Genomic DNA, 25324 nt, shown 5'->3' with positions numbered 1-25324 from the left:
CGCTCCTTGGACTGCTCTGGAGATGGATGCTTACCAACATAGCGGCTGCTTGTGACGGTGGTTTCCTGTGGTTGCACACGCCGGAGGGCCGGCCGGTGTGTGCAACCACAGGAAACCACCCGGGGCAACCTCGGGCTGCACACGTGAACGGAACGGTTTGCGTGTGCAGCCCGAGGTTGCCCTCCCATATGATTGCGAGGAGGGGATGGGCGGGGCGTTTTCGGACGGGGTGTCGATCGACTGCCCGATCGGCCAACCGGTCAGGACAGCAGCTTATGGAATGCGGCCGGGATCGCGGCCACCACATCGGAGGCGACGATCGGATGGCCGAGCGAACCGACCGAACGGCTCGGCGCCGTGCCGTACACCGTCGGCGGATTGAACCCGCGCTGATCGGACGCGGACGCGATCGCCGCCGCATAACCGTGCAGGTACGCGGCGTCCGCCACCGTCTCGACGATCGACGCATCCTCATCTTGCTGGGCGAGCAGCGCGCCGGTCATGCCGGCCAGCACGTCGCCCGCGCCGGCGGTGCCCAGCCACGCCGGCGCGCGGCCGGCGACCAGAATCCGCACGCGTCCGCCGGCCGTCGCCGCGGCGTCACCGGCGCCCTCGAACTCGATGTCGTCCGCCTCGTCGCCATCCAGCGAGCCGGCCGTCCTGCGTCGCGCCGCCTGCGCGTCCACGCCGCCGCCCGTCACCGTCGGTCGAACGGTGGCGTCGTCGTCATTCGCATCCTCGACCTCGCCGACCACAATGCTGACCGCGCCCTTGAGCAGCACCGTCGCACCGGTCAGCTCATGCGCGCGCACCGCCCAACGCAACGGCTCCAACTGCACGTCATGCGCGTCCACATCCTCACCGCGATCAACCAGCAACGCCGCCAGCTCGCCCGCATGCGGCGTGACGACCACCTGCGGCGGCACCTCGTCCGGCAGCAGATCCAACGCGCCCGCATCCACGACGACCGGCGGCATCTCGAACGCGAGATCGGGATCGGCCGCATCCTCGCCCACCGCATAGTGGGACAGCAGCTTCGCGATCGTCTGTCGCTGCACGTCCATGTCGTCCTCGTCCGCGGCACCATCCGGCACGCCGGAACCCACGACCCACGACTGCACGCGACCCTTGCCGATCACAGCCTCCGGCACCGCGGCCAGCACCATCGAGCGCGTGCGCTCGGGACCCATGTAGCGGATCATGCCCACGTTCGTCGCGGCCGCGGCCCGGCTCGACAATACCGCCGCGCCCGGGTAGCGCACCGAACCGGTGATCAGCCCCGTCACGCCACGCGCATACTTCGTGTCGGCCAGCCGCGGCAGGCGGATCGCCTCGCTCGCGTTATCGCCCGACACCACTTCGACCAGCGGGGCGTGGCCGTCGATGTCGAACCCGAAATCGACCAGCGTCACCTTGCCGCACGCGTAGGAAGCAGGCGGCAGGATCGCGCACGGCTTGAGCGCACCGAACGTCACCGTCACATCGGCCGGAATATACGGTCCAGTGATCGCGCCGTCATCCATGCCCACGCCGGACGGCGCGTCCACGGCCACGACGAACGGGAATTCGCCGGCCGTGTCGCCATCCGGCAACGCCGTACGATCAGGCACCGTACCGTCCACGCCGAGTGAGGCGGCCATCGTGCCGGCGATGCCGCGCAATGTGCCGGACAGGCCGATGCCGGTCATCGCATCGATGATCACATGCGAATGCCGCGCCAGCTCGACCGCCGCCTGCAGGCGCTCGCCGGCCTCGCCCGCGCTGAACCCGGCCGAGCAACCGGGAATCTCGGACGCCGGATCGAGGATGAGCACCTTGCCGCCGGCGCGTACGAACGCGGCGAACGCCTCCTCGTGGATCGTGCGGCCCACCGCCACGGCCGTCACCGCCGCGCCGTTGCCCGCCAGCGCGGCCGCCGCGTACAGGCCGTCGCCGCCGTTGTCGCCCGCACCGGCGAGCAGCGTGACGCGCGCGTCCTCCAAGGCCATGCCCTCGGCGTCCAACAGGTCGGCGACCGTATGGGCGACGGCCGTGGCCGCCATGCGCATCAACGGCACGCCGTTCTCCAGCAGAGGGCGTTCCATCGCGCGCACGTCGGCGGCGACGTATGCGGCGTGCCGCAACGTGTGCAACCTGTTCTCGTCATTGTGCCCAGCCATGATCTCGGCCATGATGCCAACCCCCTTGTGTGAATCGTGTGAGTGCGCGGCGAACCGCTTCTGTCTGCACTACTTTACCCGTGTTCCCGCCGGTCGGCTGTGCTTACGCTGCGAGCGGCGTGCCGGTTTTACAATGGGACGCATATGCGCATGGTGTTGGGAACGTGAGGAGTTTCGATGGCGGACCGGCTCGGTGGGGGAGTGGAGCGTGAAGCGGAGGGGCGGCGCTCGGGCGGAGGTTCTCGGACGTTGCTTGACCAGCGCGGCATCTCGTTGAAGGCGACGGCGACCCGGATGCGATGGCAGCGGCGCAAACGCGACGAGACGCGGCGGACGATACGCGAGACCGCGATGCGGCTGTTCGCGCAGCACGGGTATGCGGCGGTGACCGTGCGCCGGATCGCGGATGAGGCCGGGGTGTCGACGATCACGCTGTTCCGGTATTTTCCCGCGAAGGAGGATCTGATCTTCGGATTCGACCTCGACGGCGAACCGTTCGCCGCGTTGCGTCGTGTCGTATCGTCGGCGAACGCTGCGACATCCGCGGCCGAGCTGGCGCGTCATGTCGCTTCCGGGACCTTCGGCGCGATCAGTCAGGCGCAGGCGGACGGGTTGATGGCATGGCTGCGTGTCGTGCGGTCGGATGCCACATTGACGGCCGGACTGTATGCGCGCATCCCGCAGTGGACGGATGCGGTCGTGCGGATGGTGGCCGGCGATGATCGGCGCGGCGATGGCCGCGTGGGGCGGGATGCGCAAGGCGACGATGTGAATTTCGCCTTGCGGATGACCGTGACGTTGGTGGTCGCCGGCGCGGTCGAGGTGCTGTTGGAGTGGGAGCGACGGTGTGCGACGCCGGGCGATGCCGATCTTGGAACGCTGCTGTCGGTCGCGTCCGACGCGTGCGCGCTGCTGTGACGACGGTCGGTGGTGACGCCGATCAGTTGATGGCAATCAGTAAGCGATGACGACCGGTCGAGGGGTCTCCGTCTGCGGATGCGGCGGAGACCTTTGTTGTATGCACGCGTCACATTCGTAGGGCGCGGTACTGTCTGTATATTTTCATATGACACTCAGTTACATATGAAATATGGATAATACTGTTTCATATGTAAGTCGATGTCATATGAAATATCGCATCGTGTGTTTCCCAAGGTTTCCGCAGTGGCGACTGGCGTGTCGTCGATTTACTTCAAGTACTTGAAGTATTTAGAGTACGAATCATGAGCACCACAACCACCACCTGGCACACGATCCGCGAAGCATCGATGATCTCGGGCCTGCCCGAATCGACGCTGCGCTACTACGAACAGATCGGCATCATCGACCCCATCGCCCGCGACCCGAGCTCCGGCCACCGCGCCTACTCCGACGACGACCTTGAAGCCATCTCCATCGTCTCCTGCCTGTCCGCCACCGGCATGCCGATCGACGCGATGCGCGAGTATCTGAAGAACCGCTTCGACGGTCCGGAGGGCGCACGCCGGCAAATGGAACTGCTCGACGCCCAGTCGCTGCGGCTGGCTGCACGTGCCGAAAGCATCCGCATGCAGCAGGCGTACGTCTCGTTCAAGACGCTGTACTGGCGCGCCATCGCCGAAGGCCGCGAACGGGATGCGGAACAGCTGCTCGAGGAGAACCGCGACATCGTGGAGAAAGTCAAGCGACTGCAGGTCGGCGGCAAGGCCGGACAGTGACCGCCGTGCGAATCCACGTATACGAACCAATCCCTGATCTGTAAGGAGCGATCATGTTCGACGGACTGCGCAACGCAATGAACAAGTTCTGGAACAGCGGCAAGACGCTGGCCCAGACCGATCCCGAATTCGTGGAGTTCTTCTCGAACTTCGCGTACGACGAGGTGATCAACGAGCCGGGGGCGAACCATCCCGATCTGGACGACGAGACACGGGCGATGGCGATCCTCGCCACGCTGATCGGGTGCCAGGGACTCGACGACTACGAGCTGATGCTGCCGGTGACGTTGGACGCCGGCGTCACGCCGGTCGAGGTCAAGGAGATCGTCTATCAGGCGGTCGCCTATCTCGGGTTCGGGCGTGTACTGCCGTTCCTGAAGAAGACCAACGAGGTGTTCGAGTCGAGGAACATAGCATTGCCGCTCGCGCCGCAGTCCACCACCACGCCGGAGACGCGCGCCGACGCGGGGGAGAAGGCGCAGATCGACATCTTCGGCGAGCACATGCGCGGCTTCGCGCATTCCGGTCCGGCGGAGACGCGGCATATCAACAAGTGGCTGGCCGGCAACTGCTTCGGAGACTACTACACGCGCGGCGGACTGGACCATCGCCAGCGCGAGATGATCACGCTGTGCTTCCTGGCGGCGCAGGGCGGTTGCGAACCGCAGCTGGTCGCGCATGCGGGCGCGAATCTCAGGGTCGGCAACGAGAAGGCGTTCCTGATCGCGGTCGTCTCGCAGTGCATGCCGTACATCGGCTATCCGCGCACGCTCAACGCGCTCCGCTGCATCAATGAGGCGGCGGCGAAGGCCGGTGAGTAGGCGGGGAGGCTGGACCGATCCCCTCGGTCAGCTCCGCTCCGCAAGAGGATCGACAACGTCTCTCGTGGCGGTTTTCGCTCGCTGAGGCGCCCGTCAGCGAGCGAAAACCGCCACGCGGATATACGGGTGGTCGTGCGTGGCGGAAAACGCTCGCTGAGACACGTCTCAGCGAGCGTTTTCCGCCACGAGGAGCGTGCTCAGCCCCAGACCTCCTTGGCGATGGACTGGACGAGCGCGATCTTGGCCCACTGCTGTTCCTCGGTGAGCTTGTTGCCCTCCTCGGTGGAGGCGAAGCCGCACTGGGTGGACAGGCACAGGCGATCGAGCGGCACGTACTGCGCGGCCTCGGCGATGCGCGCCTTGATGACCTCGGGATCCTCCAGTTCTGGCTTCTTCGACGTGATCAGGCCGAGCACGACCTTCTTGTCTCCCGTGACCTTGGCGAGCGGGGCGAAATCGCCGGAACGGTCGTCGTCGAACTCGAGATAGTACGCGGCCACGTTTTCCTTGCCGAACAGCACGTCGGCTACGACCGAGTAGCCGCCGGCGGACGCCCACGTCGAATGGTAGTTGCCGCGGCAGTCGTGCGTGGTGATGACGAGGTCGGCCGGCAGGTCGGCGATCGCCGCGTTGTTCATCGCCGCGTACTGCTCCTGCATGGCGGCGAACTCCTCGGGGGTGTAGTGGCTGTTGAAGTTCGGATCGCAGAACATACCCCACGTGCAGTCGTCGAGCTGCACGTTGCGGCAGCCGGCCTCGTACAGGGCCATGATCAGGCCGTGGAACGCGGCGGCCGTGTCGTCGGCCAGATGGTCGTAGGCGGCCTGGTCATCGCCGTAGAACTCGTGCACGGATGCGATGTTCTCCGGGCGGAACAGCTCGGCGTACAGCTGCGAGGGGGAGGGGATGGTCTGGCGGGCCACGACCGTGTCATCCTCGAAAGTCTTGAGGAACTTGAAATGGTCGACGAACGGGTGCGTGCCGTCGAACGCGATCTTGCCGGACAGGCGGGCGGATTCGGCGCGGGTCACCTCGTCGTGGAACACGTAGCCTTGGTCGATGGCGACCTTCTCCACGCCGGCGAAGCCCCACATGCAGTCGAGATGCCACCAGCCGCGGCGGAACTCGCCGTCGGTGATGACGTGCAGCCCGGCGGCCTTCTGCTTGGCGACGAGCTCGGTGATGCACCGGTTCTCGACGGCCTTGAGCGCGGCGGCGTCGATCCTGCCGGCCTCATAGTCGGCACGGGCGGCCTTGAGTTCGGCAGGACGCAGGTAGCTGCCGACGACGTCGGCGCGGAACGGCGCGTTGTGCGAATATGCCATGGTTCCTCACGATCTTGCGCATCGGTTGCGCATTGCGATTCGGTTGATACGTTGCGTAACCTTACCGCAACCCGAACGACGGCACCCGCGGGAGTCCATTTCCCTGCGGATGGAATCATGTCGTTGCGTCGACCATGCTTAGGCGCGCGCCGACGCGCCGCGGTGTGCCTCCGGGCGGAAGACGTCAGGTTCTACGTAGATTTCGAACCGGTACCACGGCAGCGCGCCGCGCACCGAGCGTTCGATCTTGTCGACCGTCTCCACGTCGTAGTCGCGGTCGAGCTTCGACGTCTCGACCTTGAGACACAGCAGGATGTCGTCCTCGGACATGTGAATCGTCTGCATGTTGAGCAGCCGGTTCACGCCGGGCGTCGACGTGACCGCGGCGACGATCTCGTCACGGGTCACCTGGTCGACGGTCTCGCCGAGCAGCAGCGAGCCGGACTTGAACGCGAGCAGCAGCGAACCGGCGATCAGCACGAGGCCGACCATCAGACCGCCGATCGCATCCCACAGCTCGTCGTCGAGCACGATCGCCAATCCGATGCCGGCGCCGGCGAACGAGAGGCCGATCAGTGCGAGCGTGTCCTCCATGATGACGGAGGCGAGTTCGGCCGACTTGGTGCGCCGCCAGAACCGGAAGACGCCCATGTGCGGCGTGCGCGTGCGCGTCATGCGCTCGTTCGCCTCCTTGACGCTCGAATGCAGGCCGTAGCCTTCGAGGCAGGCGCTGACCGCGACCACGACGAGCGCGGCCGTCAGTTCCATCCGGTTGGCGTCGCGCAACGTGGGATCGGCGATGACGGCGACGATCTTCTTGACCGCCTCGGAAGTGGAGAAGAAACCGCCGACGAAGAACAGCAGCGTGGCGACGACGAACGACGCGAGGTATTTCGCGCGGTACAGGCCGAACGGATGGTCGCCGTCGGTGCGATGCTTCGAGAAGCGGCCGCCGATCATGAGAACGATCTCGTTCGAGCAGTCGGCGATCGAATGCACGGATTCGGACAGCATGGCCGATGATCCGGTGAATACGGCCGCGCACAGTTTGGCGACGGCGACGCCGATGTTCGCGGCGAGCGCCGCCTTGACGGCGGCTCCCGCATGTTTGGCCTGCTGTTGGATGGTTTCGCCCTCGCCGGACGCGATCCGGCCCTGTGTTTCGCTCATGATTCCCCTCTTGCCCATGATGTGTTGAAACACCACACATTGTAGGAGCATCGGGGACCGGGAATCACTCCTCGGCGACAAGCTCCAGATAGCTGTCGTTCCACAAATCCTCGTCGCCGTCGGGCATGAGCAGCACACGCTCCGGATTGAGCGCCTGCACCGCGCCCTCGTCGTGGGTGACGAGCACGATCGCGCCCTCGTACTTGGCAATGGCCTTGAGGATCTCGTCGCGCGACGCCGGGTCGAGGTTGTTGGTCGGCTCGTCGAGCAGCAGCACGTTCGCGCGCGAAGTAACCAGCGTGGCGAGCGCGAGTCGCGTCTTCTCGCCGCCGGAGAGCACGCGGGCGGGCTTGAGCGCGTCGTCGCCGGAGAACAGGAACGAGCCGAGGATGGATCGCGCCTGCGTGTCATTCAATTCCGGGGCGACGTGGGTGAGGTTCTCAAGCACGGTGGCGTTGAGGTCGAGCGTGTCGTGCTCCTGCGCGAAGTAGCCGATCTTGCAGCCGTGGCCGTATTCGACCGTGCCCGTGTCGGGCTGTTCGATGTGCGCGAGCAAGCGCAGCGTGGTGGTCTTGCCGGCGCCGTTGTAGCCGAGGATGACCACGCGCGAACCCTTGTCGACGGCGAGGTTCACGCCGGCGAACACGATGTTGGAACCGTACGCCTTGGAGATGTCCTTTGCCATGATCGGCGTGCGGCCGCAGGGCGCGGGTTCGGGGAAGCGGATGTCGGCGACCTTCTCCTTCTTCTGCGCCTCGGACGTGTTTTCGAGGAGCCGTTCTGCGCGGCGCATCATGTTCTGCGCGGCGACGGCCTTGGTGGCCTTCGCGTGCAGGCGGATGCCCTGCTTCATAAGCCGTTCGGCCTTCTTCTCGGCGACTTCGCGTTCGCGACGGCGACGCTCCTCGTCCACGGCGCGCTGGTGCAGGTACGCCTTCCAACCGAGCGAGTACATGTCGATCTGGCCGAGCTGCGCGTCGAGATGCCACACCTTGTTCACGACCTCGTCCAGCAATTCGGTCGAGTGGGAGATCACGAGGAATCCGCCTTCGAACTTCTTCAAAAACCCGCGCAGCCATTCGATCGAATCGGCGTCCAAATGGTTGGTCGGCTCGTCGAGGATCAACGTGTCCGCGTCGGAGAAGAGGATACGGGCCAGTTCGATGCGGCGTCGCTGGCCGCCGGACAGGGTGCCCAGCTCGCGGTTCATCACGTCCTGCGGCAGGCCGAGGCTGTCGGCCATCGCGATCGCCTCGGACTGCGCCGCGTAGCCGCCGGCCTTGTCGAAATCCTGCATGATCTTGTCGTACCGGTTCATCGCGCGCGTCATCACGTCCGGATCCGGGTCGGTCATCTCCTTCTCGCATTTGCGCATGCGTGCGATGATCGTCGCGATGTCGCGCGCGCTCATCATGCGGTCAAGCGCGGTTTGCGTCTGGTCGGCGGCATGCGTATCCTGCGGCAGATAGCCAAGCTTGCCGGAGACGCGCACCTTGCCGGCGGACGGCAGCATGTCGCCGGTGATAACGCGCGTCAGCGTGGTCTTGCCGGCGCCGTTGCGGCCGACCAGACCGATCTTGTCGCCCTTGGCCACATGGAAGTCGGTCGGGTGCAGGAGCGTGCGCGCCCCGATCTGAATCTCAAGTCCCTGCGCTTCGATGGCCATGCCTGTCAGTCCGTCCTTCTCGTTCGTCGCGTCGTCGTATCCGTCGCGTTGCATCCGCGTCTCGTCATGCGCCCGCCCGCATGTCGCGCGGCAGGCAAAGTCCAACCGTCCACTATAGCGAAGGGGTGCCGAACAGCGGACGGTGATCACGCGGATTCGCGGCCATCCGCCGTGGCGTGACGACATGGCGAAGGTTCACGCATTACACTGGATGGGCAGCGTGCAACGGTGCCACGAGCATTACCGGCGCACGGACAGTCAACCATTTCAGGAGGTACACCGGCATGGATTATCTGGTGCTTCTGGGAATCGCGATCGTGATCGTCGGCTTCGCACTGAAGCTCGACGCGATTCTCATCATCATCGTGGCCGCCGTGGTGACGGCCCTCGTCGGCGGCATCGGCGTCGACGGATTCCTCACCACGCTTGGCACGTCGTTCGTATCCAACCGCAGCATGGCGATCTTCATCATCGTGCTGCTCGTCACCGGCACGCTGGAACGCAACGGTCTGAAGACCGCCGCCGCGCAGCTCATCGGCAAGGTGAGGAACGCGACGCCCGGCATGGTCATCGCGATCTACGGCGTGATGCGTCTCGTGTTCGCCGCGTTCAACGTGAGCTTCGGCGGCGTGGCCGGCTTCGTGCGGCCCGTCATCATGCCGATGGCCGTCGGCGCGATCGAAGCGGCCGGCCACGAGCCCAAGGACGAATACGTGGAGGAGCTCAAGGGCATGGCGTCCGGCATGGAGAACATCGCATGGTTCTTCGGCCAGGTGCTGTTCGTCGGCACGGCCGGCGCGCTGCTCGTGCAGTCCACGATGAAGCCGCTCGGCTACGACGTCGACCTGCTGCGCATGGCCGTCATCGAGATCCCGGTCGCGGTGATCGCAGTCGGCGTGGCCGCCGTCTACTACATCGTCAAGGACGCGCGACTGCGCAGGAAGTACTACGGCGACGCGACGGACGGCGGCAAGACGGTCGCCGCCGCGACCGCAGGCAAGGAGGCGTGACATGCAGTTCTTCATGGACCCGACCGTGACCGTCGGCACGAAGATCCTCGAGGTCTTCTACATCTTCATGGGATTCATGTCCGTGTACGCGGGCGTGCGCAACCTGCGCGACACGACCAACAAGGCGCGCTACGGCACGTTCGTCTTCTGGACCGCGCTCGGCATCGTCATCGCGTTCGGCCGGTGGATCCCGGCCATCGCGGACGGCGTGCTCATCATCGTCATGATCATCCCCGCGATCTTCAAGCAGGTGCGCAAGGGCACCGCGTCCGACCAGAGCGCACCCACCGAATCCGAGGTCGCCGCGAACTTCAAGCGCATCGGCATGAAGATCTTCGTGCCCGCGCTCTGCCTCGGCGTGTTCGCGATCATCGGCGCGCTCATCCCGTCCATCAGCGCGTTGACCGGCTGCTGCATCGGCGTGATGATCGCCGCGGTCATCCTGTACGCGTACTCGCGCGACAACAAGCCGCAGGTGTTCCTCAACGACTCCGAACGGCTGCTGTCGGCGATGGGCGCGCTGTGCATGCTGCCGATGCTGCTTGCCAGCCTCGGCGCGATCTTCACCGCGGCCGGCGTGGGCGACGTGATCGCCAAACTGGTCGGCGGCGTGATTCCGAAGGGCAACGTGACGGTCGGCATCATCGTGTTCGCGATCGGCATGATGCTGTTCACCATGATCATGGGCAACGCGTTCGCCGCGATCACCGTGATGACCGTCGGCATCGGCGCGCCGTTCGTGCTCGCCTACGGCGCCGACCCGGCCGTGATCGGCATCCTCGCGCTCACCTGCGGCTACTGCGGCACGCTGATGACGCCGATGGCCGCGAACTTCAACATCGTGCCCGTCGCCATGCTCGACATGAAGGACCGCATGGGCGTGATCAAGAACCAGGTGCTGCCGGCGCTCGTCATGATCGTCGTGCAGATCGTCTACATGCTCATCGCGCGGTAGTCATCACAACCAACCAACGACAAACGACAAAGGAGTTCACCATGTCCAAGAAGATCCTCGTCACTGGATTCGACCCGTTCGGCGGCGAACCCGTCAACCCCGCGTTCGAGGCCGTCAAACTGCTGCCGGACGAGATCGCCGGCGCGACGGTCGTCACACTCGAGATCCCGACCGTGTTCACGCGCAGCGCGCAGGTCGTCGAAGCGGCCATCGAACGCGAACGGCCGGACTTCGTGCTGTGCGTCGGTCAGGCCGGCGGCCGCTCCGCGATCACCGTCGAAAAGGTCGCGATCAACCTCGCCGAGGCGCGCATCCCCGACAACGACGGCGAACAGCCGTTTGACACGCCCCTGCGCGCCGACGGCGACACCGCGTACTTCGCGACCCTACCGGTCAAGGTGATGGTCAAGAACATCAACGACCACGGCATCCCCGCGTTCATGTCGTACACGGCCGGCACCTACGTGTGCAATGCGATCATGTACAACGTGCTCTACCTGCTCGACCGCAAGTTCCCCGGCATCAAGGGCGGGTTCATCCACGTGCCGTACGCGGTCGAACAGGGCGTCGGCAAGGCGAACGGCACGCCGGTCATGGAGATCGCCACGATGGCCAAGGCCCTCGAATACGCGATCGAAGCGGCCGTGACCGCCGAAACCGACGCGACCGAGATCATGGGCGAAACCCACTGACCGGCGCACGGCCGAAACGGTCGGCCCGGGGTGACCCTTAGGGGTGCGGCTCCGGGAGATCATCCCCAAGGATCAGGGCCGGTTCATCCCGCCGGCCGATAGCGCGCAACCGTTGCGATTCCTACGATTGAGAGGTATCGCAACGGTTTTTATATGGTATGCGACCGCGGTGCGGGAGACCGGCCAAGCGGATCGCCGACCTGCGCCGACACGGGAGGGATGAACCATGACACGGACCGCAACGGAACCCATCGCGCAAGGACGCGCGACCAAGGAACGTCACCACGGACGGACAACCGACGGCAGGGGAACGGTACGCAGCTTCGCGCAGTACCGTCACGAGCGCATGGCCAAGGCCGTGGCACGGATGATCATCGCGACGGTCGCGGCCATGACGGTCATCGTCGGCACGCTGGTCGGACTGGGACGCGTCGCCCACTGGGGACCGTTCGCGCCGGGCATCCCCGAAGCCGAATATGCCGCGCAGTCATGGAACCTGATCGTCGTCAACCGGTGGCACCGCATCCCCGACGACTATCCCGCGCCCGAACTTACGCAGCTCGCCAACGGCCAGCAGGTCGACGCACGCATCTACCCCGACCTGCAGCGCATGTTCGACACGATGCGCGCCGATGGACTCGATCCCGAGGTGACGGCCGGCTACCGCACGCACGCGCAGCAACAGCAGATCATGCACGACAAGGTCTTCCTGTACGAGAACGAAGGCATGAGCGATCAGGACGCGCGGGCGAACGCCGAGAAACTGGTCGCGATCCCCGGCACCAGCGAACACGAGATCGGCCTGGCGGTGGATTTGAACGCGGCCGGCGCAGCGGACGCCGACGCCAACCAGCGTGTGTACGACTGGCTTGCCGCGCATGCATGGGAGTACGGGTTCGTGCTGCGGTATCCGGACGGGAAGACCGACGTGACCGGCAACGCGTTCGAGGCGTGGCACTACCGGTACGTTGGCGCGGATGCGGCCAAGACCATGCACGAGCGCGGCATCACGCTTGAGGAGTACGTGCGGTGAGTACACCTAGGTTTCCCCTTCTCAGGGGAGTCCAAGGATTAACTAACGAGGAAAACGGATTATCGCGCGGAACGTGGCGGGATCGGGCTGCGAGAGCGTCAGGGTCGCGCCCATCGCATCGCATGCGGCATCCACGATCGACAGGCCCAACCCCACACCGGGCGCGGCGCTGATACGCGAATGCTCGCCGCGGTGGAACGGCTGGACGAGCTCATCGAGATCATCGGGAAGCCGCTCATCGGTGGTGTTCGTTACCGTCAGCATCACCCTGCCGGCGCCGTCGCCGCTGCCGTCATCGTCCGTCGTGATCGTTACGTCGACCGAGCCACCGTCCACGTTATGCACGACGGCATTGCGGATGAGATTGCCCACGGCCAGTTCCAGCAGCGCATGGTCGGCGGCCACGCGTACGGACGGCAGACCGTCGGCGTGCACGGTGATGCCGTGCGTCGCCGCGTCGTCCGCGACGTTGTCGATCATGTCGTTCACACATCCGGTCAGATCGGCCGAGCAAACGGTACCGGCCATGCCGGCGGCGACGTCCGTTGCGGTCGGCGGTACTGTCTTGCCAATCATGACGGCGTCCGTGCCATTGTTCGACGTGCCCGTCGCCGTCTGCTGCTCTCCGATCGCGCCGTTCTGGATGCGCGACAACGTGAGCAGCGCCTGTACGAGCTGCGCGCCACGCCGGTTCGCGGCGAGCGCACGGCGTACGGATGGTTCCACGTCGGCGGGGAAGCGGCCTTGGGCGAGCGGCGCGTCGAGGTTCGTCTCCACGGCGGCGATCGGCGTGCGCAGCTCGTGCGACGCGTTCGACACGAACCGCTGCTCCGCTTCGGACGCCGCCTGGACGCGGTCGAGCAGACCATTAATCGACGTGACCAGTCGGCCGATCTCATCATGATCATGCGTGTCGTCGATCCGGGCATGCAGGTCGTCCGGGTTGAGTGACTCGACCTGCCGGCCGACGTCGGCGACTCGGTTCGACAGTGTCGTGCCGACGATCCATGCGACGCCGAGCGCGAGCAGTCCGAACACGATCATCATGACGATGGATGACACCCGCATGGTGGTGACGAATGAGCTGGTGACCGAGTCCACCGTTCTGGCGATGCCGAACGAGTATTGGTTCGTATCGGATTGGCCGAACACGTCGATGCTCGCCCCGTCGCCGAGCGAGACCGCCTCTTTATCGCACATCCCTGCCGATGTCGCATCCGGGGAGCCGGAATCGATACCGCCCGACGAGTCAGACGAGTCGGACGGGTCGAACGAGGAGACGCACATGACGGCCATGTTCTGTTCGGCGGCGACACGGGCGACGATGATGTTCTGCGCGATGATGACGGCCGCCATCATCAGTACGGATATGACCGTGATGGACAGCACCATGACGGCCCTGAACGTGCGTGGCCGTAGCCGCGCGATGATCGTGCGCATGCAGTTCATTGCAACCGGTATCCTTCCCCGCGGGTCGAGACGATCGCGTTGCGGTCGGCGATCTTGCGGCGCAGCGAGTACACGGTGGTCTTGATCACGTCGGCCGGCTCCGCGGCGGTCGGATCGTCCCATACGGCCGCGTAGAGTTCCGGCACGTTCACGTAGCCGCCGTCGGCGCGCATGAGTTCGAGCAGTACGCCGTACTCCTTCGGCGTGAGCTTGACGAGCGTGCGCCCGTGGTCTTGGAACACGAGCCGACGCGTCGTGTCGATCGTGATGTCGCCGCGCGAAAGCACCGCCGCGGTCGTATTGGATGTGCCGGCGCGACGTTGCAGCGCGCGGATGCGGGCGAGCAGTTCGGGATAGGCGAACGGTTTGGTCAGATAGTCGTCGGCGCCGAGGTCGAGTCCGCTGACCCGGTCGCTCACGTCGGCCGCGGCGGTGAGCATGATGACGGCGACGGGGATGCGGTTCGCGGCGATCGTCGCCATCACCGCGTCGCCCGAGAGCACCGGCAGATCACGGTCGAGCAGCACGATGTCGATGTTCTGTTCGGCGAGCGCCTGCAATGCCTCGGTGCCGGTCGCGGCGAGGCTCGTCGCATAGCCTTCGTAGCGCAGCGCGTCGTCCAACGCGGCGGCCAGTTCGCGGTCGTCCTCGACGATCAGGATTCGCATGTCGTGCCTCTTTCGTGCGATGCGTACGGTTCGGGTGCTCCACCCATTATCATCCCCATCCTCCCGCCCTGTCGGTAATGCGAAGGTAAGACGGAACCTCACCGACACGCCACGGACGACACGGTTGGATGGATGACGACCACAACGCTCACTAGGAGGAACCATGAACCGCAACCCGCGCACCCTGACCATCGCCATCGCATCCACGCTCACCCTGTCGGCACTTGCCGGCTGCTCCACGCCGTTCACCACGAACGGCGGCAACCAGTCGAACGCCGTCGCTTCTGGCGGCGACACCGCCACGTCGACCGATACGAACGTCAGGAAGTTCATCGCATGTCTCACCGACAAGGGCATCGAAGCACAGGCCGCGGCCGCACCCGACATGTCCGGCTCCACGGACACATCCAAGGCGCCGACGGTGAAGAACGCGGTCGAACTGCGCATGATCGACGCGGCCGGCAACCCCGTTAAGGTCGGCGGCGACTCGAACGGCATGACCGTCGACTCGGACGCGCAGCAACTGTATGCGGGCGCGACGTTCACCACCGTGGAGGACGACAAGGTGTGGGTCATGTTCAAGGACGCCACCGCGCTCGCCGGCAGCCCGTACGCCTCCAAACAACAGGACTACGCGGCATGCCAGGCGCAGGTACCGGACTTCACCCAGCCCGTGCAGGACGAGAACGTGCAGCCGGCCGTCTCCGACGCGCAGAAGCAGGCGGCGCTCGACTTCGCCAAGAAGGCGCGCGAGAAGGGCTACAGCTGGGTCGCGGACCCGGACGGCGACAATCCGACGACGATCATGATCCCGAAAACCGTGAGCGAGGAGGAGTTCCGCCGCTTCCTCAAGGACTGCCCGGTCGGCGATTCGGGCGTCTCGTTCGGCTTTGACGGTACGCCTCAGGAGTTCGGCTACGACTACACGCAGGTGATGCGCGACGCGCAGTGAGCGCGTTGGGCGTGCGGATGCGGCTCCCCTCAGTCAGCTGCGCTGACAGCTCCCCTCGGGGAGAGGAGCCAGGCGGCGATGCGATTCGCGAACGGGGCAGCAACGGACGGATCCTCTCAGGGGAGGGAGCCGGGGTGTGCGGGGCGCCGGCAATATGACAAGGAGCAACGAATATGACACGAACGGAACAGCGACGGTTCAATACGCGGCGCAAGATCATCGCGGCGATCATGACGATCATCGTCATCGCCGGGCTGATCGCGACATGCGTGGCGACGCAACCGTGGAACCTGATCGGCCATCTGACCGCGGGTGGACAATCATCGGCGTCACGGAACATCGACGTGACCACGCTGCGCACGCAGCCGGTCACCAAGGGCGTGCTCGACGCCGAAACCCGGCTCGGCGCGACCCTGCAATACGACAAGGCAAGCGATTTCGCGTCCGCGACCGGCACGATCACGCAACTGCCGGTCGCCGGCAAACAGATCAACACCGGCGAACAGGTGTACGAGATGGACGGCGTGCCCGTGCCGCTGTTCCATGGCGAGCGCCCGTTCTGGCGCACGTTGCAGACGGACGTGTCGGATGGCCCGGACGTGACCCAGCTCGAGCGGAACCTCGCCGAACTCGGCTTCTTCGGCGGTGAGCCGGACGCGCATTTCGACTGGCTGACCCGCGAGGCGGTCCGGCAATGGCAGCGGTCGCTGGGATTGACCGGCAGCGCGGTGGACGGCGTGTTCCAGCCGTCGTCCGTGGCCGTCGCGCCGTCCGCGCCGATCCGCATCACGCAGGTCAAGGCGAAACTGGGGGAGTCGAACGTAAGCCCCGCCAGCTATACGAACGTCACGCTGCATGTCGAGGCCGCGCTCACCGCCACGCAGGCCGCCACGTTCAAGGCCGGCGACAAGGCGCAGGTCGTATTGCCCGACAACACGACCATCGACACGACGCTCGCCGCCGTCGACCAGGGCGGCCAGTCCACCGGCACGGATGGACAGGTGACCTCGCCGTCGGCGCGCATCGACTTCCCCGACCAGTCGAAGGTCGCGAAGTTCGGACCGGTCTCGGTGAATCTCGTCATCCCGAACACGTCCAAGTCGGCGAGCGCGGAAACGCTGATCGTGCCGGTGACCGCGATCGTCGCGTCCGCCGGCACCACGTACGCGGTCGACGTGGTGCGCGGCGACACGCTCGTGCGCGTGCCGGTCGAGATCGGACTGGTCGCCAACGCGCAGGTGCAGCTCACCAAGGCCGACGGGTTGCAGGCCGGTGACAAGGTGGTGGTGTCGTGATGGCGGTTGCGGGTATGGACCCTCTCAGTCAGCCTACGGCTGACAGCGCCTCCTGGCAGGGGGAGCCAGGGCATGGGAGACTGCTGACGCTCGAGAACGTTACCAAGGCGTTTTCCGGCAAGGACGGAACAATGACGCAGATCCTGCATCCGACGAACCTGACGATCGCGCACGGCGAACGCATCGCGATCGTGGGGCCTTCCGGCTCCGGCAAGTCGACGTTGCTCTCTCTGCTCGGCACACTCGACATGCCCACGTCCGGCACGCTGCGATACAACGGCGACGACGTGACGGCGATGGGCGAACGGCAACGCAGCGATCTGCGCGCCGCACGCATCGGCTTCGTATTCCAGCAGTTCCATCTCATCGCCAGCGTGTCCGCGTTGGAGAACGTGATGGTCGGCCTGCAGTACACGACTCTGCCCCGCGCGGAACGTCGTGACCGTGCGACCGCAGCGCTCGAACAGGTCGGATTGGGACATCGGTTGCGACATCGGCCGTCGCAACTGTCCGGCGGCGAACAGCAGCGCGTCGCCATCGCACGGGCGTTGGTCAAACGGCCGGACATCATCTTCGCCGACGAGCCGACCGGCGCGCTCGACACCGACACTGGACACACGATCCTCGACCTGCTGTTCGCCGCGGCCGACAGCGGCGCGAGCCTCGTCGTCGTCACGCACGATCCGAACGTGGCCGCACGGTTCCCGCGGCGACTGCACATCCGCGACGGCGTGGTGCGCGAAATAGCGGGGGAGACGACACGGGAAGGAGACGGCCATGCGTAAGCCATTACGCAAACCACTGCATAAACCATTGCGCACACGCGTCGCAGATCTCATGCACTCCGCGTGGATCGGCGCGACCGGACGCGTCTCGCGCACCATACTCGCCTCGCTCGGCATCGCGTTGGGCGTCGCCGCCTACGTGGCCCTGTCCGGCATCGCGGCCTCCAACCAAGCGACGCTGCTCGCCCGGCTCGACGCGCTCGGTGCAAACCTGCAGGTCGTCACCCCCGGTCAGGACGCCGCACGCCAGACCATTCCACTGCCCGACTACGCGCCCGAAACGATCGCACGCCAGCCGAACGTCGAACAGGTCGGAGTCTTCACCACGCCGCCCGAGAAGATCCAGATCTTCAAGAACCAGCTTGTACCGACATCCAACGGCAACGCGCTCGCCCTGAACATCATGGCCCCCGGCGCGCTGGACGCGATCGGCGCGACCTATGCGCACGGCCACGGCATCGACCGGAACAATGAGCATCTGCCCGTCGCGGTCCTCGGCTCGGAGGCCGCATGGCGGCTCGGCGTCACCGACGTCGGCGACCGCGTGCTCATCGACAACGAATGGTACGGGGTCATCGGCATCCTCGATCCGCTGCCGCAGGCTGAAACACTCAACACCTCCGCCATCATCGGCAAGGCGTGGGCGCTCGCGCACTATCCCGACCAAGCGGCGGACATCGCCAAGATCAACGCGATCTACGTACGCACCGTAGCCGGCGATGCCGAGACCCTGCGCCGCATGATCGCCCACGCGGCCAACCTCGCCGGCGGCAATGTGAGCGTGACCGCATCCGCCGATCTGTCCAAGGCGCGCAACGCCACCAGCGACTCGCTGACCACGCTTGGCCTCATGATCGGCGTGATCGCGCTCGCCGTGGGCGGCATGAGCATCGCCAACATGATGATCGTCACCGTCATGGAACGCCGCGGCGAGATCGGGTTGCGACGCGCCTTGGGCGCCACGCCCGGCAACATCCGCATGCAGTTCGTCGCCGAGGCGGCCATGCTCTCCGCGTTGGGCGGACTGGCCGGCATCCTCATCGGCGCGGGCACGGCCGGCGGCGTGGCGCTCACGGCGGGGCAGCCATTGGCCTTGGACTGGGGTGGTCTGCCGCTCGCATGGGGCGCGGCCGTGACGGTCGGCATCATGGCCGGGCTGTACCCGGCTGGCCGGGCCGCCCGGCTCACCCCGACCGAAGCATTGAGGAGCGAGTAGCTGGTTCCCGGGATTTTCCGGTGAGAATCCCGGGAACCGGCCGTTGTGTGCTTTTTGGCCGGGAACGGCGTCATCGCGCGCTTGCCGTTGATCGGTTATGTGCGCCGATGTGAGGTTTTCGGTTCCTGGGATGCGCGGGCCGAATCCCGGGAACCGGCATGATAGCCTTATAAGTTGCGGCAAGGAAAGCGAGGCGGGTATGGGTGACGTCAGACAGGAGATGGAACGGCTGCGACCGGTCTACGAGACCGGCGTGCTTCGTCTGCTGCTGCGCGCCAACGCCAAGCTCTACGTGGCGCTCCTGCGCGCCGCGTTCGACCCGCTGACCGGCGAACTGCCGCGCGAAACCCTGGAGGAACGCTTCGCGCAAGGCCTGTCCGCGCTCGCCGACACCGGCGACTACACGCCCAAGCCCGACCAGACGTATGCGGAGGCGGCGCACCAGATCCTCGTCGACCTGAGCCGCGAAGGCGACGGCGACTACGCATGGCTCGCCAACGCGCACGACGCCGCATCCCACCGATTCCTCTACCGGCTCACCGCCCGCGCCCACCGCGCCATCGACGCGCTCGGCCGGCTCGAGGACGACACCCGCACCTTGTCCGGCGCGCAGGCCAACAGCATCATCATGGAGATCGAACACGCGCGCATGCAGCTGACCGCCGATCCGAGCGAACGCGTGCGCCTGCTCAACCAGGAGATCAAGGAACGCAGGCGCGAGATCAAACGCATCCAGCAGGGTCAGCAGCACGCCGCGCTCAGCGCGGACCAGGTCAGGGACGTAATCGCCGTCATCCACAACACGCTGCGCGGCGTGCCCATCGACCTGCGTGAACTCGTACTCGCCGAACGCGACAACGGCGACGCGCTGCGCCGGCGCATGCAGGGCGGCGACATGAGCGTCGACGAGATTCTCACCGCCTACCATGATGAATACCGGCGTTCGTTCCAGGAATCCGACAGTGGCCGGCGATTCGAGGACGCGTTTCAGGTGATCATCACCGACGAAGGCCGCCAGCAGATCGACGACGCGTTGCGCGACATCGCCAGAACCCCGTATCTGGCCGGCGCATCAAGTGCGCTGCTCGACCAGATCCGCGACGAACTCGCCCGCATCTACGACGGTATCGAGGCGGTGCGCGGCCAGATGCGCGTCTCCGACGAGGCCGTCAGCCGACTCGTCCGCCAACAGACCGACACGCGCTACCGCACCATGCTCGGTACGCTCAACCGCCTGTTCGTGCGTCTCAACGCCGACGCGAGAGCGCATCCGAACGACGCGTCGCGACCGTATCCGACCGGCAGCGCGGGCGCCCAGTTCGCGGCGCTGCCGACACGACCGGCACGATCGATGGTGCGTGCGACGACGCCCGGTCTGACCGATGCGCAATCGTCACGCGACGACGATACGACGCCGGTCGATCTCAAGGCCATGATCGTCGGCGGCGGCCCACGATTGCACCGCATGATCACGCTGATCCGGCACGATCCGGTCACGCGGGCGGACGGCCGCATCGACGTTGCCGCCAGTTTCAACCGGCTGCCGGATGCGGAACGCCGCGAAAGCGAACTGGTCGGCTTCCTCAGCGCCATCCGGTACGCCGACGGGACGCACGACACCGACACGGCGACATGGCATTGCGTATCGCTCGACGGCACGCCGCGCGACTGGGTGACACGACCGATACTGACGACGGCGGACGCACTGGACGAGATCGCGAGGGAAGGATAGGGAAGGATGACGAGCATCAGCACGAACGACACGGATACGACGATGCATGACGCGCCGGTCGACGGTGCCTACGACGCCGCCGTAACGGTCGGAACCCGCACGGACGAGCACACGGCTGATCGCGCGGACGACCACACGGAAGGGGCGGTCAACCCGTACGCCCTGTTCGAGGGCGACAGCGGCAACATGACCGCCGACGCGCGCATGGCCGCGATCGCGCTCAAACGCGAACGCTACATCACCGGCGACCTGTACGACACGGTGCTCGACAACCGCGACGCCGTCGTCCGCTCGCTCAACAACGACCTGCTCGAACTGGTCGTCAACGAACGCTACCGCATCATGATCGCCATGCCCGTTGCCGGTCCCGACGTCACGCTGCGCGCATTGAAGACCCGCACCAGCCTCAAACGCGAGGAGGCCGCGTTGCTCGCGTTCCTGCGCATCCGCGTGCTCGAATACGAGAACGCGCGCGAGGAGGACTCCCACTGGCTGGTGAGCTTCGAGGAGATCCGTGCGGCGCTCGCCACGGGCACCGGATATCTCGCGGCCCGCAACGACGAGGAGACCGTGCTCAAACAGGTCGGCTCGATCGTGTCCGCGATGTGCACGTACGGGTATCTCGAACGCACGGCGGACGACGACACCATGTACCGGATCACGCCGCTTGTGCCGGTGGTGCTCGACCGTGAGCTGGCCGACTCGTGGCTGGACGTCGCGTCCGGCACGGACGGCCGCGACGGCGACGATGCCGGGGACGACGATACCGTGGCCACGACGAATACGAACGCGGCGGATGAGACGCCGGACGAGGCCTCGGCCGACACGATCGACGAGACGCGGTTCGCCGCGCCGCTGTTTACGGACGACGCGCACGACGGTCGCGGCGACGTGAACGGCGACACCGACGACGATAGGGCCGACGCGACCGACGGCAAGGAAAGGGAGTGACGATGGCGAAAGACCTGCAGATGATCGCCGACCGGTGGATGATGGAAAGCCGCCAGCTCGTCAACTGGGGCTCGTACGAGGGCTATCACGAATTCCGCCCGTCGATGGACAAGGATCTGCCCGTGACGCTGCTCGCCGGCGCCAGCGAATCCGGCAAATCGACGCTCGTGGACGCGCAGATCTCCCTGCTGTACCCGACCGGTACGCCGTTCAACAAGGCATCGAACTCAGGCCGTTCCGAACGCAGCGACTACACGTATCTGCTCGGCATGGTCGGCGTGGGCGACACCGGCGACGGCGACCGTCCGATCACCCTGCGCGGACGCGACGCGAACGGCGTACCGCAGGCCGTGTGGGGCGCGATCGTCGACACCTACCGCAACCTGACCGACGGTCAGACGCTTTCGTGCGGCAAGTTTCTGTATCTCATGCCCGGCGACGAGCGCAGCGCCGTACGCCGCCAGTACGTGGTCTGGGACCGTATGATCGACCCGCGGGCGATGGACGCCTACCGCGACACGCCGTTCACGCCCACGCAGTTGAAGGCCGCGTACCCGCAATGCCTCACGTTCCCCAGCGCGGAGGCGTTCCACGAGCACATCTGGTCGGTGATGGGCCTGAGTGCCGAAGCGTGCCGTCTGCTCGCCAAGATCCAGTCGGCCGACGCGCCATCCCGGCTTGACGACATCTTCAAACAGGGCGTGCTCGGCGTGCCGGAAGCGCTCGACCTGGCGCGCACTACGGTCGACGACTACGACCGCTACGCCGAGAACTTCCGCGCCATGGAGGACAAGGCCAACCGCATGGCCAAACTGCGCGCTATCCGCGACGACTACGCGCGCTACGGCGAGATGCAACGGCAGGCACGCCGATTCGCGCCGGTCGACCCATCCACACCGTCCGGCAAGGAGACGATACGCCGGTGGGCGCTCGCACGCATGACCGGCGAGGTCGCCGCGCAACTGCCGATCGACGACGACGAACACGCCGCACGGCAGGCCGACGCGGTCGCGGCCGGCCGACGCGCCGACGACCTGCGCTCGCGCATCGACGCGATCCGCGGCCAGATGCAGGGATTGGACGGCGGCAACCTCGCCCGTCTCGAATACGAGCGCGAAACCGCGAAGCGCACGCTGGAGGATGTACGGGAGACCCACGACCGCATCGCCGCCAATCATGGCGCGGCCGGCAAACCTATGCCCGACAGCGAGAAGGCATGGGAGCAGGCGCGCATCGACGCGGTCACGTTCAAAGTCGCCTACGACCGGCGCAACGACGAACTCGAGGACGCGCGCAACGAGGCGTTCGGCCGCCGGTCCGCGGCCAACGAAACCCTACGGACTCTGGAACGCGACTATCAGCGGCAGAGTGCGCATCGCACGCGTATCACGCAGCAGATGGACGAGACGCGCGCCATGCTGTGCCGGGCGACGGGGCTCACGCCCGACGAACTGCCGTACGTGGCCGAACTCATGGACGTGCGTGACGAGGACGAGCGGTGGCGGCTGGCCATGAACGTCGTGTACGCGCCGATCGCACAGACCATCCTCGTGGACAAACGGCACGAACGCGGGTTCGCCGCGAAGGTGAGCACCATCGATCCGCATGCGATGGCCCGGCGCACCTGGCAGTTCGTCGACACGACGCGCGACTACGGCGACGGTGAGGCTGCCGCTGGTGCTGGTGTCAACGTCGCCGGCGCCGATACCGGTATCGGCGAGTGGATGTCCGGCAAGCTGCGGTACCGCGAGGATTCCCCGTTCTCCGGATGGCTGCGTGAGCAGACCCGCTCCGACCGGTTCGACGCGCGCTGCGTCACGGCCATCGACGACACGGACCGCGACACCCGTCAGGTGCAGCTCGACGGGCAGATCAAATCCGGCAAACGCGGCCAGTATGGCGTCAAGGACCGGCAGCAGATCATCGGCTTCGTCAACAAACAGTATCTTGATCTGCTACGCCGGCAGATCGATGACGCCCGCACGCAGGTCGAACAGGCGGAACAGGCGTATGCGGACGCGAAGACGGCGACCGACCGGCTCCACCGCGAACGCGAACTCGCCGACCAGCTCGCCTATACGGCATGGGAGAAGATCGATGTGGCCGGCGCCGAACGGCATATCGACGAGATCGAAGCCACGATCGCGTCGATCACCAACGATCCCAAACTCGCCAAGCTCGCCGACATGCGCGACACATTGAATGAGGAACTCGACCGGGTGCAGCGCCAGCGGATCGAGGCCGAACAGGCCGCACGGTCCGCCGCCGCGGCCGCGCAGGCCGGGCGCGCATGGCTGGACGCGCACGGCGACGCGGATGACGACACGGACGTTGCGCATGCCGGTGACGTGCGTACCGGTGCCGCATCGTCCACGGCCATACTCGGCGACGACATCATCGACGAACTCACGCAGGCCTACGAACAGCGGTTCGCCGGATTCGGCGATACGGCACTGCGCGCGCACATGATCATCGGCGCGGGGCTGACGGCACCAGCGTCGGCATCCTCCGGAACCGCAGCGTCGGCGCAGCCGGACGGCACGTTCGCCGACCGCGTCGTCGCCGGCATGTGCACCGCCATGGCCGCGCACATCACCACGCTCAACGAACGCGCCGACACCGCGCGCACCGGCGTCGAACTCAAGATGAGCGCATACATCGACCAATACGCGGCCGACGGCGATGCGCTCACCGCCAGCGTGAACGACTACCGGTACTATCTCGAGGAACTCGACAGCCTCACGCATCTGGCCGCCGTGGCTGCCACGGACGCCGAATACCGGCGGTGCCTCGACCACCTGCTCATGAGCCTGCTGACCGTCAAACGCGCCATCGACACGGATGCGGGCGACATCCGCGATCAGCTCGACCGCATCAACGCGATGCTCGACGGGCAGCGGTTCGGCCCGCGCCATGGCAGCCTGTCATTGCACGCCGACGTGCGCAACCCCGACCGTGCGTTCTCGGCGCAGCTGCAGCGAACCATCCGCACGCTCAACGACTGGAAGTCCGCGCAGAACGGCACGGGCACGTCCGTCGCGGCGTCCGATGCGTCCGGCAAGTCCGAAGCACAGTCCGACGGCGCCGGCATGAACGGATCGAAGCGCGCGTTCGCCGCGTGCGCGACGATGATCGAACTGCTGCGGCACGAACTCGCACAGGTCAAAGACGTCAACGGCATCCGCAGCTACGGCGCGCGCGATCTCGACCCGCGCTGCCGTTCGTCGTTCTACGCGATCGTGCACCACGACGACGGGCAGGACGAACGCATCACGTCGACCGGCGGCAGGTCGGGCGGCGCGTTGCAGGAGCTCACGTCGTTCGTGTACGGCGCGGCGCTCATCTACCTGCTCGGCGGCGGCATGGAGAACCGGCTCAAGCCGAGCTACACCACGCTGTTCCTCGACGAGGCGCTCATCAAGGCCGACGGCCGCTACACGCAGCGCGCGCTCGGCGTGCTGCCGCGCCTCGGATTCCAGGTGATCGTCTCCGCGCCCGAAAGCAAGACCGGCGAGATCCTCGAGGTGTCCACCAAGGCGTACGTCACCCGCAAGGATCCCGACACCGGCCTCACGTCCCTGCACGAGGCCACGTGGAGCGGCTACGCCGACGCCCTCGACGAGCCGGGCGCCGGCGACGGCACGGTCAAGACGCCGGACGCCAATCGGTAGACGGCCATATATATCAGGCGAGGGGCGGTCCCCGTCGTGGTGGGAACCGCCCCTCGCTGCGCCGTCACGCATCACGG

General features: G+C 66.2%; 20 protein-coding genes. 14 read left to right on the top strand and 6 right to left on the bottom strand.

Features of this window, described 5'->3' with window-relative positions; all coding sequences use genetic code 11:
• Positions 1-260 precede the first annotated feature (260 nt).
• Positions 261-2159 carry a bifunctional ADP-dependent NAD(P)H-hydrate dehydratase/NAD(P)H-hydrate epimerase gene (locus tag DSM100688_RS02730; RefSeq protein WP_152357660.1) on the bottom strand — a complete coding sequence of 633 codons (1899 nt, stop codon included), beginning with the start codon at positions 2157-2159 and terminating at the stop codon, positions 261-263.
• Between the two features lie 177 nt (positions 2160-2336).
• Between DSM100688_RS02730 and DSM100688_RS02725 the strand changes: the two genes are divergently transcribed.
• The 3 genes from DSM100688_RS02725 (at position 2337) to DSM100688_RS02715 (ending at position 4677) form a co-directional block, all read left to right on the top strand.
• Positions 2337-3077, top strand: a complete 741-nt coding sequence (locus DSM100688_RS02725; protein WP_204316620.1) for a TetR/AcrR family transcriptional regulator — start codon at positions 2337-2339, stop codon at positions 3075-3077.
• A gap of 305 nt (positions 3078-3382) precedes the next feature.
• Positions 3383-3856 carry a MerR family transcriptional regulator gene (locus DSM100688_RS02720; RefSeq protein ID WP_152357596.1) on the top strand — a complete coding sequence of 158 codons (474 nt, stop codon included), beginning with the start codon at positions 3383-3385 and terminating at the stop codon, positions 3854-3856.
• 53 nt (positions 3857-3909) lie between these two features.
• Positions 3910-4677 carry a carboxymuconolactone decarboxylase family protein gene (locus DSM100688_RS02715; RefSeq protein WP_152357595.1) on the top strand — a complete coding sequence of 256 codons (768 nt, stop codon included), beginning with the start codon at positions 3910-3912 and terminating at the stop codon, positions 4675-4677.
• 197 nt (positions 4678-4874) lie between these two features.
• Here DSM100688_RS02715 and DSM100688_RS02710 read toward each other — a convergent pair whose 3' ends face one another.
• The 3 genes from DSM100688_RS02710 to DSM100688_RS02700 all read right to left on the bottom strand — a co-directional run bounded on the left by DSM100688_RS02710 (position 4875) and on the right by DSM100688_RS02700 (position 8838).
• Complete coding sequence (locus tag DSM100688_RS02710) at positions 4875-6002, bottom strand: 5-methyltetrahydropteroyltriglutamate--homocysteine S-methyltransferase (RefSeq protein WP_152357594.1); 1128 nt, start codon at positions 6000-6002, stop codon at positions 4875-4877.
• Between the two features lie 138 nt (positions 6003-6140).
• Positions 6141-7172: a cation diffusion facilitator family transporter gene (locus DSM100688_RS02705; RefSeq protein ID WP_152357593.1), complete on the bottom strand. Its 1032-nt coding sequence runs from the start codon at positions 7170-7172 to the stop codon at positions 6141-6143.
• A gap of 64 nt (positions 7173-7236) precedes the next feature.
• A complete protein-coding gene (locus tag DSM100688_RS02700) occupies positions 7237-8838 on the bottom strand; it encodes an ABC-F family ATP-binding cassette domain-containing protein (RefSeq protein ID WP_152357658.1) in 1602 nt (533 codons plus the stop codon).
• A gap of 284 nt (positions 8839-9122) precedes the next feature.
• Between DSM100688_RS02700 and DSM100688_RS02695 the strand changes: the two genes are divergently transcribed.
• The 4 genes from DSM100688_RS02695 (at position 9123) to DSM100688_RS02680 (ending at position 12528) form a co-directional block, all read left to right on the top strand.
• Entirely contained in the window at positions 9123-9848 is a 726-nt protein-coding gene (locus DSM100688_RS02695) for a DUF969 domain-containing protein (protein ID WP_152357592.1), read from the top strand.
• A 1-nt stretch (position 9849) separates the two neighbouring features.
• Positions 9850-10803 (top strand): DUF979 domain-containing protein, encoded by a 954-nt coding sequence (locus DSM100688_RS02690; RefSeq protein WP_152357591.1) that lies wholly within the window; start codon positions 9850-9852, stop codon positions 10801-10803.
• 41 nt (positions 10804-10844) lie between these two features.
• Positions 10845-11495 carry a pyroglutamyl-peptidase I gene (gene pcp / locus DSM100688_RS02685; RefSeq protein ID WP_152357590.1) on the top strand — a complete coding sequence of 217 codons (651 nt, stop codon included), beginning with the start codon at positions 10845-10847 and terminating at the stop codon, positions 11493-11495.
• A gap of 226 nt (positions 11496-11721) precedes the next feature.
• Positions 11722-12528 carry a M15 family metallopeptidase gene (locus DSM100688_RS02680; protein WP_152357589.1) on the top strand — a complete coding sequence of 269 codons (807 nt, stop codon included), beginning with the start codon at positions 11722-11724 and terminating at the stop codon, positions 12526-12528.
• 42 nt (positions 12529-12570) lie between these two features.
• Here DSM100688_RS02680 and DSM100688_RS02675 read toward each other — a convergent pair whose 3' ends face one another.
• Together DSM100688_RS02675 and DSM100688_RS02670 are read right to left on the bottom strand one after the other, a co-directional pair.
• Positions 12571-13968, bottom strand: a complete 1398-nt coding sequence (locus tag DSM100688_RS02675; protein WP_163146778.1) for a sensor histidine kinase — start codon at positions 13966-13968, stop codon at positions 12571-12573.
• Between the two features lie 5 nt (positions 13969-13973).
• Positions 13974-14645, bottom strand: coding sequence for a response regulator transcription factor (locus DSM100688_RS02670; protein ID WP_152357587.1), 672 nt, complete (start codon positions 14643-14645; stop codon positions 13974-13976).
• A gap of 163 nt (positions 14646-14808) precedes the next feature.
• Here DSM100688_RS02670 and DSM100688_RS02665 point away from each other — a divergent pair, with 163 nt between their 5' ends.
• From DSM100688_RS02665 to DSM100688_RS02635, 7 genes are all read left to right on the top strand, one after another.
• Complete coding sequence (locus DSM100688_RS02665) at positions 14809-15597, top strand: hypothetical protein (protein ID WP_152357586.1); 789 nt, start codon at positions 14809-14811, stop codon at positions 15595-15597.
• A 173-nt stretch (positions 15598-15770) separates the two neighbouring features.
• Positions 15771-16892, top strand: a complete 1122-nt coding sequence (locus DSM100688_RS02660; protein ID WP_152357585.1) for a peptidoglycan-binding domain-containing protein — start codon at positions 15771-15773, stop codon at positions 16890-16892.
• 131 nt (positions 16893-17023) lie between these two features.
• The gene (locus tag DSM100688_RS02655; protein ID WP_239519288.1) at positions 17024-17677 is read left to right on the top strand and encodes an ABC transporter ATP-binding protein; all 654 of its coding nucleotides are present in this window, start codon (positions 17024-17026) and stop codon (positions 17675-17677) included.
• The gene (locus DSM100688_RS02650; RefSeq protein WP_152357584.1) at positions 17670-18893 is read left to right on the top strand and encodes an ABC transporter permease; all 1224 of its coding nucleotides are present in this window, start codon (positions 17670-17672) and stop codon (positions 18891-18893) included. Before DSM100688_RS02655 ends, DSM100688_RS02650 begins: the two co-directional genes overlap by 8 nt.
• A 199-nt stretch (positions 18894-19092) precedes the next feature.
• Entirely contained in the window at positions 19093-20625 is a 1533-nt protein-coding gene (locus tag DSM100688_RS02645; RefSeq protein ID WP_152357583.1) for a DUF3375 domain-containing protein, read from the top strand.
• Between the two features lie 162 nt (positions 20626-20787).
• Positions 20788-21576, top strand: a complete 789-nt coding sequence (locus DSM100688_RS02640) for a DUF4194 domain-containing protein (RefSeq protein WP_420837470.1) — start codon at positions 20788-20790, stop codon at positions 21574-21576.
• On the top strand, positions 21573-25247 hold the full coding sequence (locus DSM100688_RS02635; RefSeq protein WP_163146777.1) for an ATP-binding protein: 3675 nt from the start codon (positions 21573-21575) through the stop codon (positions 25245-25247). The genes DSM100688_RS02640 and DSM100688_RS02635 overlap by 4 nt, the downstream gene beginning before the upstream one ends.
• The last annotated feature ends 77 nt before the right edge of the window (positions 25248-25324 follow it).

The sequence above is a fragment of the Bifidobacterium ramosum genome (genome assembly GCF_009299505.1).
Lineage (GTDB): Bacteria > Actinomycetota > Actinomycetes > Actinomycetales > Bifidobacteriaceae > Bifidobacterium > Bifidobacterium ramosum.
The sequence above is the reverse complement of the archived record's forward strand: the minus strand, read 5'-3'. Positions and strand labels throughout refer to the sequence as shown.

Coding starts and splice junctions, on each gene's coding strand:
- DSM100688_RS02730 (WP_152357660.1), bottom strand. CDS start 2,159: ATGGCTGGGCACAATGACGAGAACAGGTTGCACACGTTGCGGCACGCC.
- DSM100688_RS02725 (WP_204316620.1), top strand. CDS start 2,337: ATGGCGGACCGGCTCGGTGGGGGAGTGGAGCGTGAAGCGGAGGGGCGG.
- DSM100688_RS02720 (WP_152357596.1), top strand. CDS start 3,383: ATGAGCACCACAACCACCACCTGGCACACGATCCGCGAAGCATCGATG.
- DSM100688_RS02715 (WP_152357595.1), top strand. CDS start 3,910: ATGTTCGACGGACTGCGCAACGCAATGAACAAGTTCTGGAACAGCGGC.
- DSM100688_RS02710 (WP_152357594.1), bottom strand. CDS start 6,002: ATGGCATATTCGCACAACGCGCCGTTCCGCGCCGACGTCGTCGGCAGC.
- DSM100688_RS02705 (WP_152357593.1), bottom strand. CDS start 7,172: ATGAGCGAAACACAGGGCCGGATCGCGTCCGGCGAGGGCGAAACCATC.
- DSM100688_RS02700 (WP_152357658.1), bottom strand. CDS start 8,838: ATGGCCATCGAAGCGCAGGGACTTGAGATTCAGATCGGGGCGCGCACG.
- DSM100688_RS02695 (WP_152357592.1), top strand. CDS start 9,123: ATGGATTATCTGGTGCTTCTGGGAATCGCGATCGTGATCGTCGGCTTC.
- DSM100688_RS02690 (WP_152357591.1), top strand. CDS start 9,850: ATGCAGTTCTTCATGGACCCGACCGTGACCGTCGGCACGAAGATCCTC.
- pcp (WP_152357590.1), top strand. CDS start 10,845: ATGTCCAAGAAGATCCTCGTCACTGGATTCGACCCGTTCGGCGGCGAA.
- DSM100688_RS02680 (WP_152357589.1), top strand. CDS start 11,722: ATGACACGGACCGCAACGGAACCCATCGCGCAAGGACGCGCGACCAAG.
- DSM100688_RS02675 (WP_163146778.1), bottom strand. CDS start 13,968: ATGCGCACGATCATCGCGCGGCTACGGCCACGCACGTTCAGGGCCGTC.
- DSM100688_RS02670 (WP_152357587.1), bottom strand. CDS start 14,645: ATGCGAATCCTGATCGTCGAGGACGACCGCGAACTGGCCGCCGCGTTG.
- DSM100688_RS02665 (WP_152357586.1), top strand. CDS start 14,809: ATGAACCGCAACCCGCGCACCCTGACCATCGCCATCGCATCCACGCTC.
- DSM100688_RS02660 (WP_152357585.1), top strand. CDS start 15,771: ATGACACGAACGGAACAGCGACGGTTCAATACGCGGCGCAAGATCATC.
- DSM100688_RS02655 (WP_239519288.1), top strand. CDS start 17,024: ATGACGCAGATCCTGCATCCGACGAACCTGACGATCGCGCACGGCGAA.
- DSM100688_RS02650 (WP_152357584.1), top strand. CDS start 17,670: ATGCGTAAGCCATTACGCAAACCACTGCATAAACCATTGCGCACACGC.
- DSM100688_RS02645 (WP_152357583.1), top strand. CDS start 19,093: ATGGGTGACGTCAGACAGGAGATGGAACGGCTGCGACCGGTCTACGAG.